The organism is Nocardioides sp. NPDC047086, assembly GCF_040643685.1.
Lineage (GTDB): Bacteria > Actinomycetota > Actinomycetes > Propionibacteriales > Nocardioidaceae > Nocardioides.
Map to the genome: position 1 here is coordinate 60,022 of NZ_JBEYUV010000013.1, position 14,103 is coordinate 74,124.

The 14,103-nt window shown below is 67.6% G+C and carries 12 protein-coding genes; 8 read left to right on the forward strand and 4 right to left on the reverse strand.

What is annotated here, in order from left to right:
* Positions 1 to 10: 10 nt before the first annotated feature.
* Complete coding sequence (locus ABZ796_RS11925; protein ID WP_357337114.1) at positions 11 to 526, reverse strand: LytR C-terminal domain-containing protein; 516 nt, start codon at positions 524 to 526, stop codon at positions 11 to 13.
* Between the two features lie 27 nt (positions 527 to 553).
* Positions 554 to 847 carry a type II toxin-antitoxin system VapB family antitoxin gene (locus ABZ796_RS11930; RefSeq protein ID WP_357337115.1) on the reverse strand — a complete coding sequence of 98 codons (294 nt, stop codon included), beginning with the start codon at positions 845 to 847 and terminating at the stop codon, positions 554 to 556.
* Between the two features lie 49 nt (positions 848 to 896).
* Here ABZ796_RS11930 and ABZ796_RS11935 point away from each other — a divergent pair, with 49 nt between their 5' ends.
* Together ABZ796_RS11935 and ABZ796_RS11940 are read left to right on the forward strand one after the other, a co-directional pair.
* Entirely contained in the window at positions 897 to 2,459 is a 1,563-nt protein-coding gene (locus ABZ796_RS11935; RefSeq protein ID WP_357337116.1) for a helicase HerA-like domain-containing protein, read from the forward strand.
* 67 nt (positions 2,460 to 2,526) lie between these two features.
* Positions 2,527 to 4,020 carry an amidohydrolase family protein gene (locus ABZ796_RS11940; protein WP_357337117.1) on the forward strand — a complete coding sequence of 498 codons (1,494 nt, stop codon included), beginning with the start codon at positions 2,527 to 2,529 and terminating at the stop codon, positions 4,018 to 4,020.
* A 112-nt stretch (positions 4,021 to 4,132) separates the two neighbouring features.
* On the opposite strand, the gene ABZ796_RS11945 is transcribed toward ABZ796_RS11940, so the two are convergent.
* On the reverse strand, positions 4,133 to 4,303 hold the full coding sequence (locus tag ABZ796_RS11945; RefSeq protein WP_357337118.1) for a hypothetical protein: 171 nt from the start codon (positions 4,301 to 4,303) through the stop codon (positions 4,133 to 4,135).
* A 193-nt stretch (positions 4,304 to 4,496) separates the two neighbouring features.
* On the reverse strand, positions 4,497 to 5,384 hold the full coding sequence (locus tag ABZ796_RS11950) for a fused MFS/spermidine synthase (RefSeq protein WP_357337119.1): 888 nt from the start codon (positions 5,382 to 5,384) through the stop codon (positions 4,497 to 4,499).
* 126 nt (positions 5,385 to 5,510) lie between these two features.
* Between ABZ796_RS11950 and ABZ796_RS11955 the strand changes: the two genes are divergently transcribed.
* From ABZ796_RS11955 to ABZ796_RS11980, 6 genes are all read left to right on the forward strand, one after another.
* A complete protein-coding gene (locus ABZ796_RS11955; RefSeq protein ID WP_357337120.1) occupies positions 5,511 to 6,875 on the forward strand; it encodes an RDD family protein in 1,365 nt (454 codons plus the stop codon).
* A 64-nt stretch (positions 6,876 to 6,939) separates the two neighbouring features.
* Positions 6,940 to 11,445 (forward strand): FtsK/SpoIIIE domain-containing protein, encoded by a 4,506-nt coding sequence (locus ABZ796_RS11960; RefSeq protein ID WP_357337121.1) that lies wholly within the window; start codon positions 6,940 to 6,942, stop codon positions 11,443 to 11,445.
* A 124-nt stretch (positions 11,446 to 11,569) separates the two neighbouring features.
* Positions 11,570 to 11,857, forward strand: coding sequence for a WXG100 family type VII secretion target (locus tag ABZ796_RS11965; protein WP_357337122.1), 288 nt, complete (start codon positions 11,570 to 11,572; stop codon positions 11,855 to 11,857).
* Between the two features lie 247 nt (positions 11,858 to 12,104).
* Positions 12,105 to 12,392 carry a WXG100 family type VII secretion target gene (locus ABZ796_RS11970; protein ID WP_141791345.1) on the forward strand — a complete coding sequence of 96 codons (288 nt, stop codon included), beginning with the start codon at positions 12,105 to 12,107 and terminating at the stop codon, positions 12,390 to 12,392.
* 114 nt (positions 12,393 to 12,506) lie between these two features.
* On the forward strand, positions 12,507 to 12,839 hold the full coding sequence (locus tag ABZ796_RS11975; RefSeq protein ID WP_357337123.1) for a flagellar protein FlgN: 333 nt from the start codon (positions 12,507 to 12,509) through the stop codon (positions 12,837 to 12,839).
* Positions 12,840 to 12,865: 26 nt separating this feature from the next.
* The gene (locus ABZ796_RS11980; RefSeq protein WP_357337124.1) at positions 12,866 to 14,056 is read left to right on the forward strand and encodes a hypothetical protein; all 1,191 of its coding nucleotides are present in this window, start codon (positions 12,866 to 12,868) and stop codon (positions 14,054 to 14,056) included.
* The last annotated feature ends 47 nt before the right edge of the window (positions 14,057 to 14,103 follow it).

Sequence of the window (14,103 nt, forward strand, 5' to 3'; positions counted from 1 at the left end):
AGGGCGTGCCTTACTCGACCGGAGGGCTGCAGATCGTGCCGCCCGCCTTGGCGGTCACGGTTTTCTCGCCGCCGGTGACCTTGGGGAAGTTCTCGCCGGTGACGACCACGATGCCCGGGATGTCGGACTTGGTCTCGACGATCTTCGCGTCGCCGAGCCAGCTCGCGACGAGCGCGGCGGAGGGTGCGTTCTTGTCGGTCGTCCACACCTCGACGGTCTTCAGCTTGGTGCCGCTGGGTGCGTTGCCGGTGGACCCCTTGACGAAGCCCGCGTCGACCAGATCCGTCATCGCTCGGGTGGCGAGCCCGGCCCGCGTGCTCGCGTTGAGCACGGTCACGACCACCTGCGACGGATAGACCTCGGAGCCCTTCTTGACCGGCGTGTCCACGCACGGCCCGACATCGACCTTCTGCGGGAAGGGTGCGGTCATCGCCTTCCATCCCCAGGCTCCGGCCAGAGCGACCGCGGCCGCGAGGACGGCGAGGATGATGAACGTACGAACTCCCGTGAGGGCCGAATCGAGCATGACGCCGAGCCTAACCGCTCGGAGGGTCTAGCCCAGCGTGTGCACGCGGGCGTGCAGCACGTTGCGCTGCTGCAGCGCCGCGCGGAGCGCCCGGTGGAGCCCGTCCTCGAGATAGAGGTCGCCGTTCCACTCCACGACGTGGGCGAAGAGGTCCCCGAAGAACGTCGAGTCCTCGTTGAGCAGAGCCACCAGCTGCAGGGTGTCCTTCGTGGTCACCAGCTCGTCGAGACGGACCGTTCGAGGAGGCAGCGCGGCCCACCCCTTGGTCGTCAGACCATGGTCAGGGTAGGGGCGAGAGTCGCCGACACGCTTGAAGATCACCCTCGTGACTGTATCGCCCTCGGGGCAAAACCCAACATAGAGTCGGCGCATGACGGATGCTGCTGCTCTCTCAGAAGCGGTCGGGCCCGGCTACCAATTCGAGGGTTCCGCCCTCGAGCTCGGGGGCCTCATGGCGGACGCTGAGACGTTGTTGGAGACGCCGATTCGCATTCCCTTGGGGATGTTGAACCGGCATGGGCTGGTCGCCGGCGCGACCGGCACGGGAAAGACGAAGACCCTGCAACTGCTGGCCGAGCAGCTCTCCGCAGCCGGGGTCCCGGTGTTCTCCGCCGACATCAAGGGCGACCTCTCCGGTCTGGCCGCGCCGGGCGCGTCGAGCGAAAAGCTGACGGCGCGGGCGGCCTCCGTCGGGCAGACCTGGCAGGCGCGCGGGTTCCCGGTCGAATACTTCGCGCTCGGCGGCGAGGGCACCGGCATCCCGGTCCGGGTCACGGTCGACGCCTTCGGCCCGACGCTCCTCTCCAAGGTGCTGGACCTCAACGAGACCCAGGAGTCCTCGCTCGGCCTCGTCTTCCACTACGCCGAGAAGGCCGGCCTGAAGCTGGTCGGGCTCGACGACCTGCGCGCGGTGCTGCAGTGGCTGGTCTCCGACGAGGGCAAGGCCGATCTCAAGGGCCTGGGCGGCCTCTCGTCCGCGACGACAGGAGTGATCCTGCGTACGCTCATCGCCTTCGCCGACCAGGGTGCGGACGAGTTCTTCGGTGAGCCGGCCTTCGCCGTCACGGATTTCGTACGCAACGACGGGGACGCCGGGATCATCTCGCTGCTCGAGCTGCCCAACCTGCAGGACCGGCCGGCGATCTTCTCGACCTTCCTGATGTGGCTGCTCGCCGAGCTCTTCCGGGCGCTGCCCGAGGTCGGCGACGTCGACAAGCCCAAGCTGGTCTTCTTCTTCGACGAGGCGCACCTGCTCTTCAACGACGCTTCCGACGCGTTCCTCGACCAGATCACCAACACCGTCCGGCTGATCCGCTCCAAGGGTGTCGGGGTCTTCTTCGTCACCCAGAAGCCGACCGATGTCCCCGACGACGTGCTCGGGCAGCTCGGCTCGCGCATCCAGCACCAGCTGCGCGTCGCCACGCCCAACGACGCCAAGGCCCTCAAGGCCAGCGTCAACACCTACCCGACCTCCTCCTACGACGACCTCGGCGCGGTCATCCAGACGCTCGGGATCGGTGAGGCGATCGTGACCGTCATGAACGAGCGCGGCGCGCCGACGCCGGTCGCCTGGACGCGGCTGCGCGCCCCCGAGTCGCTGATGGGTCCGGCAGAGGCTGCCGCGATGGAGGCTGCCGTGGCGGCCTCGCCGCTGGCGGCGAAGTACACCGCGGCCGTCGAGGTCGAGTCCGCCGCCGACCAGATCAAGGCGAAGACGGACGCGGCAGCGGCCGCACGCACCGCCGAGGCGGAGGAGAAGGCGGCCGAGAAGGCGGCCAAGAAGACCGCCTCGAAGAAGCCCTCGGGTTCGCGGTCGCGGTCGCGTGACGATGACGACTCGATGATCGAGACGGTGGTGAAGTCGACCGCCTTCAAGCAGGCTGCGCGCACCGCCGCCAGGGAGCTGGTCCGGGGGATCTTCAAGCGCCGCTGAGCCGGGTGAGTTGCGGTCGTCCGGGTCTGATTGGCACGGGCATGGGCAGAATCTTTATCGTCTGCTCATGCCCGACCTTCTCCTCCGGAACGTACGCATCGTTCCGCTCTCACCCCGCGCGCACGCGCCCGCCGGGGTGGTTGACGTTCTCGTCGCCGACGGTGTCGTGTCGGCTGTCGGAGAAGGCCTCGCCCGACCTGATGGTGTCGAGGCGTACGACGCCGGTGGCCGCTGGCTCGTGCCGGGTCTGTGGGACGCCCACACCCACCTCGGCCAGTGGACGCTGCGGGCCAGCAGGCTGGACCTGCACGGCACCCGTTCGCCCGCCGAGGCGCTGGCACGGGTCGCCGCCGCCGCGCGGGAGGTCGAGCCGGGTGAGGCGATCGTCGGTATGGGGCATTCGGCCGGCACCTGGGACCGCTGGGGCACCGTCTCCGAGCTCGACTCGGTCACCGGCGGCACGCCCGCGATCCTCGTCAACCACGACTTCCACCACGCCTGGCTGAACACCGCCGCGCTCGACGCCGTGGACCTGCCGCGCCGGGAGGACATGGTGCAGGAGACCGAGTGGTACGAGACGTACCCGCGGATCGCGGAGCTCTTCGAGTCCAGCGGAAGCACGCCGGCGGCGTTCCGCCGGATGCTGACCCGGACCGCCGCGCTCGGCGTCGTCGGGATGACCGACTTCGAGGTCGGTATCCGGCTCGACGACTGGCGCTCGCGGTGGGTGTCCGGGTGCGACCTGGTCCGCATCCGGGTCGCGACCTATGCCGACCAGCTCGACGAGGCGATCGCCGAGGGGCTGCGTACGGGCGACCGGCTGCTCCCGGGCGAGGACCGGCTGACGATGGGTCCGCTCAAGATCATCAGCGACGGCTCGCTCGGCACGCGAACGGCGTGGTGCTGCGACCCGTACGCCGACGACCCCGACAGCTGCGGAGCGCCGAACCAGTCTCCGGACGAGCTGCAGGGGCTTCTGGCGAAGGCACACACGGCCGGCCTCGAGGTGGCCACCCATGCGATCGGTGACCGGGCGGTGTCGGAGGCGCTGGCGGCGTACGCGACGACGGGGGCGCGGGGGAGCATCGAGCACGCCCAGCTCGTACGTCACGAGGATCTGCCGCTGATGGCTCGACTCGGGATCACCGCGTCCGTGCAGCCGGCGCACATCCTCGACGACCGCGAGATGACCGAGGACGTCTGGCCGGGTCGGGAGGACCGCTGCTTCGCGACCCGCTGGATGCTCGACGAGGGCGTGCGGGTTGCGCTCGGGTCGGATGCTCCGGTCGCGCCGCTCGACCCGTGGCTGGCCATCTCGGCCGCCGTCGGTCGTTCGCGTGACGGCAAGGAGCCGTGGCATCCCGAGCAGGCACTCACCATCCAGGAGGCGTTGGCGGCGTCGGTCGACGGTCGGCCCACGGTCGCTCCCGGATCTCGAGCCGACCTGGCCGTGCTCGACATCGACCCGCTCCGGGCCTCGGTCGGTGATCTCGCCGCGATCGCTCACGGCGGGGTCGTGCTGACCACCGTCGGCGGCCGGATCGTCCACCGCAGCTCCTAGGCCGTGTCTCCCAAAGACACGGCCTAGCCGGAGCCTCGGAAATTGGCGAAGGCCCGGCCGTCGGCCGGGCCTTGCGCAACGGGATCGGTGGATCCCCCCAATTAGCTGCTGGTCACGCGGACCAGCGGACCGAGTCGTCGACGAAGTCGGCGAACACGTGAACACCGCGCAGGTCCTGGCGCTCGTCCATGAGCTTCGTCAGGGCACTGGCGTGACGGAACTTGAGGCTGTGCTGCTTCGCGGCATTGTTGGCCTCAGGCTGGGTGGCGGTGAGTGTTTCCATCGAGGTCCCCCCTACAACGGATAGATGGTGTGCATCGTGGTTTGTTCTGCGCATCAAGCATCCCGCCCGCAAGTCGCAAGCAGGTTGTTTGAACGTTACAAGCCGGTTTCGGTAAAAGAAATGGTTGTCGATGCCTGTCGCGGTATCTGCCGAGCGATAGGGCCGAATCTCGCTAGACAAAGCCGATGGAGACTCAGTCCGCGGCGGATCTGAGCGTGTCGACCGCCTGGCGGGCCTGCTCGAGGAGCCGCAGCGCGGCGCTCGCGTCGGGGAGGTTCGGCTCGGGGGACCAGAGCGGGTCGGCGTCGCTGATCGGATCGGCTCCGTCGATGATCGGGTCGAGGTCGGTCACCAGGGCGCCCTTCGACGGGTCCCCGCCGAGCGACGAGCGGATCGCGTCGCCGTCGATCGGGGACGCCGAGCCGATCAGCGTGGCGTTGCCGAACCTCGCTCCCGCGAGCGCGGAGCCCTGCACGATCATCGCGACATGCCCGAAGACCGTACGCAATGTGGCGAGCTCGCGGCGGGTGAAGAGCAGTTCGGGGCCGGCGACGGAGTTCAGCACGAGCCGGCCCTCCTCGCACAGTGCGCTGCGTGCTGCGGTCATGCACTCGAGCGAGGTGAACGCCGGCGGGATCCGATTGCCGACGAAGACGTCGATGACGATGGCGTCGTGCTCCGAGCCCGGGTGCGCCTCGAGCCACGAGCGTGCCTCGGCGGTCTCCATCGTGATCCCGGAAGGAAGCGGGAACCGTGACCTGGTGAGCTCGACCAGCGCAGGCTCGAGCTCCACGACCGTCTGCGTGACCGAGGGCCACCGGTGGGCGACCGCGCGCGGGAGGGCCAGCAGCGCCCCGCCCAGGTGGGCGGCGCTGCGGGGCGCCTGATCCCCGAGCGCAGCCAGCATCCACCGGATCGAGGCGAGCTTCGGCGGCAGCGCCGGGTCTTCGCCGAGGTGGGACTGCGCGACGCCGTCGATCTGGATGGCCCAGCCGTCCTCCTTGCGTACGAGATCGGCGGTGCTCCCGTCCGAGAAGACGATGCGCTCGAGGCTCCCTGATGGCCCGGAGGGTGTTGACATGCGTCGATCCTGCCAGACACCATCGCGCCCGAGCCGGGACATTCCGGTAACCTGCTGGCGTCGTTGGTCAGCGCCGCAGTTCTCGGACGTCGGGACTCGGATATCGGGCGTGAGGGAGTTCTTGCGGTGGAGATATGGGAGGTCGCCGAGCATGACGACCGGATCGAGGGTCTCACCGCCGATGGTAAGCCGGACCCGGCCTACGCCGCCTCGCTCGGGCTGAAGGACGCGCCGCTGGGCCGTCGTGCCGTCGCGGCCGCCGTCGACATCGTCTGCTACCTGCTCCTGCAGATCCCCTACCTCGTCTTCACGCTCCCGCTGCTGATGAAGCTGGCGCAGGGCAAGTTCGGCTTCGCCCGGTTCCTGAGTCACCCCGACTTCATGCTGGCGGCGATCGCGGGCGGCGCGACCGTGCTGCTGAGCCTGATCTTCGTCATCGTCCAGATCGTCTTCCACGGCCGCCGCGGGGTCACGCTGGGCAAGTCCGTCGCCGGAGTTCGCTCGATCAACGTCAAGACGCTCGAGCGACCGGGCGTCGGCCGCGCCTTCCTCCGCGCCCTGGTGCTCTGGGGCTCCGGGATCATCCCGATCGCTCCGATCGCCTTCCTCGCCTCACCGCTGTTCGACAAGGAGAACCGCAACCGCGGCTGGCACGACAAGGTCGCCGAGACCTGGATGGTCGACGTCCGCGCCGGCCTCGACCCCTATGACGAGAAGCGGATGCGCATCGCCCGGAAGACGGTCGCGGCTGCGCCCGTCGCGGAGCGGAAGTCGCTGCCGTCGCTCAGTACCCCGAACGACCACGACGCCGGCAGCTACCGCCCCGCCGGGCGGGTCAGCGCCGGCGTGCTCGGCGTATCCCGCCCGAAGGCGAAGCACGACGAGACCGGCGCCTCGCCCGGTGGCGCGCTCGCGACCCCGCCGTCGGGACCGGTGGCACCGAAGCCGGTGACCCCGTCGATCCCGACCTCGCGCGCGGTGACGCCCGACCAGAGCCAGACGGTGCCCCCGCCGCCGCCCACCCCGACACCGACGCCGTACCCGACCCCGGCTCCGACGCCGCCGGCCCCGACGCCACACCCGACTCCCGCCCCGACGCCGCACCCCACCCCGCACCCGACGCCGCATCCCACGCCTCCGCCCACGTCCGGCGGTCAGCCGCCGCGCGAGCGGGGCATCATGCTGAAGGTCGACTCCGGCGAGCGGATCCCGGTGACCGGCCTGGTGCTGGTCGGCCGTGACCCGGCTCTGACGGAGAACACGCTGGGCGCGCGTACGGTCTCGATCATCGACGTGTCGGTCTCGAAGACCCACCTGTCGCTCCGCCCCAGCGGCGACGGCGTCGAGGTCACCGACCGCGGCTCGACCAACGGCACCGTCGTGATCCACGAGGGTGCCACCCGACGGCTGAACGCCTGGGAGCCGGTGCTGGCACCGGTCGGCGCGATGATCCGTTTCGGCGACCGCTCAGCCCTGGTGCGCCGCGGGTGACGCGGCCCCACTCGCACGATCCTGCTGCATGGTCTCTTAGGCACGTTGACGAGGGGAACGAAGGATGAAGGTCAAGCTCACTCTGCACCGGCCTGGTGTCGCGCCTGCGGATGTGATCGTCACGGCCGACTCCACGGCCACCGCCGGTGACGTCGCTCGGCACATCGCCGACGCGGACCCGGCGCGCTCGATCATCGCGGGCGAGCACGACGTCTTGACCCTGGCGGTCGCCCCGCCGACCGCGGAGCGGATGGAGCCGCTCCAGCACGACATCCCCATCGGCGAGGCTCCGATCGGGTCCGGGTTCGCCGCTGCGGTGGTCAACCTGGGACCGGACCACGAGGCGACCGGCTCCCGGCGCAAGAGCGTCGGCGTGCTGCGAGCGATCGACGGGCCCGTGCGAGGGCAGGCATTCCCGCTGGTCACGGGGCATGCCTCGATCGGTCGTGGCCCGGAGAACGAGATCGTGCTCGCCGACCCGATGGTCTCCAAGCGCCACGCCCGCATCGAGGTGGACCGCTCGGTCGAGCTGGTCGACCTCAACTCCGCCAACGGCGTCGTCGTCGACGGCACCCAGGTCTCCCGCGTACGTCTGGCGCCGGACACGCCCGTCGTCATCGGCAGCACCACGCTGGTCATGCAGCTCTCGGCCGACTTCCTCTCCGCCGTCGAGGACCCGGTGCTCGAGCGCGGTGGCGGCCTGCTCTTCAACCGCAGCCCGCGGGTCGACGTCCGCTACCCCGGCACCGAGCACCCGCCGCCGTGGATGCCGACCGAGATGCAGAAGAAGCTGTTCCCGTGGTTCGTGCTGATCGCGCCGATCATCATGGCGCTCTCGATCTACGCGATGACCGGCCGCGCCCGGGCGCTGCTGCTGGTCGTGATGACCCCGATGATGGCGGTCGGCAACTACATCAACCAGCACCGTCAGGCCGGCGCGAAGCAGGACCACGAGATCGAGCTCTTCGAGCGGCAGTTCGAGAAGCTGGAAGAGGTCTTCTACCGCAGCAAGCCCGAGGAGGAGCTGGCGCGCAACGAGGAGGTCCCTGCGGTCGCGGAGGTCTTCGAGCAGGCGATGCAGCTCGGTCCGCGGCTGTGGACCAGGCGTCCCGAGCACTGGAACTTCCTGGCCGTACGTCTCGGCACCACTCGCGCGCTGTCGCGCAACTCGATCGCGGAGCGCGACACCCAGAACGGTCTGCCCGAGTTCATCGAGCGGATCGACCGTCTGAAGGAGCGCTACAAGTACGTCGACGACGTACCGCTCCTGGAGTCGCTGCCCGCGGTGGGCTCCGTCGGTGTCGCCGGTCCGGCCGGCCCGGCCGCGGATGCGATGCGTGGGCTCGCGGTGCAGCTCTTCGGTCTGCACGCGCCCAACGAGGTTGTCACCGTCGCCTTCGCCGACCCCGACTGGGTCGAGGAGTTCGAGTGGCTGAAGTGGCTGCCGCACACCACCTCCGAGACCAACCGGTTCAAGGACATGCCGTTGGCCGACTCCGCGCCGACGGCCAACGCCCTGCTCAGCGCGCTGGAGGAATACATCATGCGCGCCGGGAGGACCGCGGAGCACCGCGGCCCGTTCCCCGAGAAGTGGAACCCGATGCAGTACGGCACCGACGTCGCTCGGGCCGGCGAGGAGACCAACGCCCGGGTGCAGGTCTCCATCATCGTCTTCGTCACCAACGACGCACCGGTGGACCGTGCCCGCCTGGTCCAGGTCCTCGAGCGCGGCGCCGATGTCGGCGTACACGCCGTCTTCATGTCGTCCACCGTCGAGGCGCTGCCGGCGGTCTGCCGCAGCTACCTGGACGTCAGCGAGGGTCTGGAGAACGCCACGGTCGGCCTGGTCCGCAACGGCGACCTCTATGAGGGTGTCACCGTCGAGGGCGTCTCCAACGCCTACATGGACATGTTCGCCAAGCGGCTCGCGCCGGTCGTGGACGCCAGCACCGTCGTCCACGACTCCTCCGACCTGCCGAACTCGGTCGGCTTCCTGTCCCTCGTGGGCAACGAAGTCGCCGAGGACCCGCACTCGGTCATCGAGCGCTGGCGGCAGAACAACTCGATCATCGACCGCTCCGACCGGCCGCGGCCGCGGCTGAAGAAGGCCGGAAACCTCCGCGCCATCATCGGACAGGGCGCCTCGGACGCGATGACCCTGGACCTGCGTACGCAGGGCCCGCACGCCCTCGTCGGCGGCACCACCGGTGCCGGTAAGTCCGAGTTCCTGCAGGCGTGGGTGCTCGGCATCGCCTCGGCCCACTCGCCCGACCGGGTGACCTTCCTCTTCGTCGACTACAAGGGCGGTTCGGCCTTCGCCGACTGCATCGAGCTCCCGCACTGCGTCGGTCTGGTGACCGACCTGAGCCCGCACCTCGTCCGCCGCGCGCTGACCAGCCTCAAGGCCGAGCTGCACTACCGCGAGCACCTGTTCAACCGGAAGAAGGCCAAGGACCTCCTCGAGCTGGAGAAGCGCCAGGACCCGGAGTGCCCGCCCGCGCTGGTGCTGGTCATCGACGAGTTCGCCGCTCTGGCCGGTGAGGTGCCGGAGTTCGTCGACGGGGTCGTCGACATCGCTCAGCGAGGCCGTTCGCTCGGCATCCACCTGATCATGGCGACCCAGCGTCCGGCCGGTGTCATCAAGGACAACCTGCGGGCCAACACCAACCTCCGCGTCGCGCTGCGCATGGCCGACGAGACCGACTCCAAGGACGTCGTCGACGACCCGATCGCCGGGACCTTCCCGCCGTCCCTGCCGGGCCGCGGCATCGCGAAGACCGGGCCGGGACGCCTGACCCCGTTCCAGTCGGCCTACGCGGGTGGCTGGACGCGCGACGACGAGGTGGTCACCGCCGATGTGAAGGTGGCCGAGCTCAAGTTCGGTTCGATCACCGAGTGGGAGCCGGAGCGGCCGCCGGAGAGCGACTCGCACGACGAGGACCTCGGCCCCAACGACCAGAAGCGGATCGTGGCCACCCTGATCAAGGCGTCGGCCACCGCCGGGCTGATGACCCCACGGCGCCCGTGGCTCGACGACCTCGCCTCGGTGGTCGAGATGCGCGACCTCCCGCTGGAGGGCGACGGTCAGATCCTGCTCGGTCTCGCCGATATCCCCGAGCGGCAGCAGCAGAACGCGACCTACTTCGTCCCCGACCGTGACGGCTCCCTGCTCATCTTCGGCTCGTCGGGGTCGGGTAAGTCGACGCTGCTCAAGACGATCGCGACCGCCGCGGGTGCCCGGCCGGAGCTCGGCCGGGTCCAGGTCTACGGTCTGGACTTCGCCTCCGGCGCGCTGGGCGCGATCGAGCGTCTCCCGCACGTCGGCTCGATCATCGACGGCGACGACGCCGAGCGTCTGCAGCGGCTGATGCGCACCCTCGAGCGGGAGATGGACCGTCGCTCGGAGCTGTTCTCCAAGGCCGCGGCCGCGAACCTCAGTGAATACCGCGAGATCGCCGACCAGTCGATGCCGCGCATCCTGCTCCTGATCGACAACTACCCCGAGTTCAAGAAGGAGTGGGAGATCGCCGCCGGTCGCGCGCCGTTCTACCAGTCCTTCATGCGGGTCCTCGGTGAGGGCCGCCCGCTCGGCATCCACGCGGTGATCACCGCCGACCGGTCGGGGTCCGTCCCGACGGCGGTCTTCGCGAACATCCCGCGCCGTGTCGTCATGCGGCTCTCCGACCCGAGCCAGTACGTGCTGGTCGGAGCACCCAAGGACGTACTCAACGAGCAGTCGGTGCCCGGCCGTGCCGTCGTCGACAAGGCAGAAGTGCAGCTCGCCGTTCTGGGTGGCACGACCAACGTCGCCGAGCAGACCAAGGCCCTCGACGAGCTGGTCTCCCAGCTGCGGGCACAGGGCGTCCCGGAGGTCGGCGAGATCGGTGCCCTGCCGACGAAGATCTCCAGCCGGGATCTGCCAGCCCAGGCGAACGGCCAGCCCGTCTTCGGTATCTCCGACGACACCCTCTCGGCGCGCGGCTTCGACCCGATCGGCTCGTTCATCATCACCGGCCCGCCGCAGTCGGGTAAGACCAACGCCCTCAAGGCCCTGGTCGAGTCGGTCGAGCGCTTCGACCCCGAGGTGAAGCTGTTCCACCTCGGCAGCCGCCGTGCCCTGCTCCGCGACTTCAGGCCCTGGGTACGCAGCGCCACCCGCCCCGACGACGAGAAGGCGCTCGTCACCGAGCTCGCCGAGATCGTCGCCGACGAGTCCTTCCCCGGCCGCATCATGATCGTCGCCGAGGACATGACCCACCTGGCCGACGGTCCCGCCGACCGCCCGATGCGTGCCCTGCTGCAGGCGGTCAACAACTCCGACCACCTCTTCGTCGGCGACGCCGACGTCACTCGAGCCGGCGGCGGCTCGGGCGTCATGGGTGAATGGAAGGCCGCTCGCCAGGGAATCGTGCTCAAGCCGGACACCTATGACGGCGACACGCTGTTCAAGGTTCCGTTCGGCAAGCTCAAGCGCACCGACTTCCCCGCGGGCCGCGGAATCTTCGTCCAGGCCGGGCGCATGGTGACCATGCAGATGCCTCTGGCGAGCGACTCCGAGGGCTCCGCATGAACCTCTGCATGAATCCGAGAACAAATCGTTTTTACCCTTCACAACCTCGTGAAGGGTGGCCTACGGTGGCGAGCGGCGCGCTTACGTGCGTCAACTCATGAAATCTCGGGAAGGGTAATGATCGATGAGTGACTTCGGGGCAACATACGACGAGATGACCGGCGCTGCCGACAAGCTCGACCAGGGCAAGGACACGATCGAGTCGGCGCTGGATGAGTGCCAGGGTTACGTGGACGAGCTGGTTCAGGACGGGTTCAAGACGGAGAAGGCGTCGGGCAAGTTCCAGGACGGCTACTCGGAGATGACCACGGGTCTGAAGGACGCCATCGGTGGCGTCGAGGACATGGCGCAGGCTCTGCGTGACATGGCCACTGCCATCCAGGACCTGGACTCGCAGCTCGCCGGCGGCTGATTCACAACGCTGCGACCTCTAACCGAGTTTGGCCGATACTTTACTTTCGGAGACGTTTAGAACTCGGCGAAGCGGGTAGAAGGACTGTGACGATGTCGATCGCCCGGATCTCGGACCGTATCTGTGATGAGGGTGTCGGCTCGTCGGTTTCGCGCCTCACGTCCATGTGACGCGCGATTTACGGTGACGGACGACGCTGCTGTGACGGGGCGTCGTGCAAATGAAATTGTGGGAAAGGCAATGATCGATGAGTGACTTCGGTGCAACTTACGACGAGATGACCGGCACCGCCGACAAGCTCGACCAGGGTAAGGACACGATCGAGTCTGCTCTGGACGAGTGCCAGGGCTATGTCGACGAGCTGGTTCAGGACGGGTTCAAGACGGAGAAGGCGTCGGGCAAGTTCCAGGACGGCTACTCGGAGATGACCACGGGTCTGAAGGACGCCATTGCTGGTGTCGAGGACATGGCGCAGGCTCTGCGTGACATGGCCACGGCGATCCAGGACCTGGACTCGCAGCTCGCCGGCGGCTGATCTGGCAGAGATCCTCTACGGTGGGTCTCGGCAGTCGCCCGGATCCACCGTAGAAGCGTCAATCAGCGCTAGCAGCGGCAACTGTTTCGTCTAGGGAGAAGCAGAGACATCGGTATGGCAGACGACTTCTACATTGACCTGAATCAGCTCAACGAGGTCAAAGACGCGCTCAAGGAGATTACCTCGGAGTTCGAGGACGCGGAGGACAACGCGGATGACCTCGAGGACGCCATCGGCGACCCATACGGGCGATCGGAGTTGCGCGAAGCCGCAGAGGACTTTGAGGACCGCTGGAACCACAAGCGCGACGAGCTGAAGGAGAGCCTCGCCGACGTTCTGGAGCACGTTAAGGGTGTCATCGAGAACGTTGAAAAGTGGGACAGCGACACCGCGATCCAGTTGTCCGCCCCAGAAGTGAAGGCCGCCAAGGCCCCGGCTGGACGCTAATCGGGACGACTGGCTAGGAGACTTCAGTGGCTTATATGGAAAATTCGCCCAAGGGGCGCTTCATCGAGACGGTCGATGGCGAGCATGAGGCAATCAGCAAGCGCGGGACGAAGATCGAGGAACTCGGCGACATGATGCTCAGCAGCGCATTGGTGCTGCAGAACATCGCCGACAACGCCCTAGGTGGAGACTCGATGAAGGGTAAGGCGATCAATGCCCTTCGTGACTCAATCGGGGATTCTCATGAGACTCTCAAACAGGCCGGAGAACTTTACAAACCGGTCGGTCCGGTGATCAAGGCCTACGGAGATGCTCTCGAAGAGATCCAGGGAAAGATCGAGACCGCCGTCAATGACGCGCAAGACAGGTACGACCACTACATCTCGTTGCCTGGCGATAAAGAGGACAGCCAGAGCGAGGAAGAGGGCGGGCTGCTGGGCATCGGCGGCACTGACAAGGAAGAAGCCGCCGAGAATCAGGCAAAAGCACAAGCTTACCAGGATTTCATCGACAAGGCGACCGAGTTCGACTCGCACTACGACACCTGGGAAGACGCCTTCGAGACTGCGGCAAACGGCATCGAGGACAAGACCGCCGGGAGCATCGAAGACAGCGCATGGTCGGACTGGGCCGATGTCCTCAAGGTCGTCGGCACGATCGTTGCCATTGCTGCCTTGTGTACCGGCATCGGTGCGCTCGTCTGGCTAGGGGTCGGGATCGGTGTACTCGCCACGGCAGTCACGATTGGGCAGGTCGCGAACGGTGAGGCCGACTGGCTGGACGTCGGAATAGCGGCGTTAAGTATCATTCCAGTCACCAAGGCTGGAAACGTTGCTGGCTCGCTGGGCAGGATGTCGCTAACCGGCGAAAAGCTTGGCGTTGCCATGTTCAAGAATGCTGCGCCTTCCTTTACTGGTCTGCTGAAGATGTCCGATGACAGTCTGATCGGTGCGTGGAAAGCTGGCGGGCTGAGCACCGTGGGGAAGTTCATGGCCACCGGTTCGACTGGCGGAGTCGCAGGTGTCGCTGACGGTCTTCTTGCCAAGTCGATCGGAATGGGTCCCATGACACTGAGCCAAACCAGCGTCGTGTCCTCAATGAGCAAGTACGTTTCGGGTGGTAATGGGATCGGCAACGTGCTGAGCATCAACGGCTGGGCCGGGAACCTTGGTTTCCCGAGCGTAAGCGTTCCGGACACGGCAGGGTTGGTATTCTAGATATGCGAGTGACACATGGGTGACCTTGACCGCTGGGGTGTTCAGGT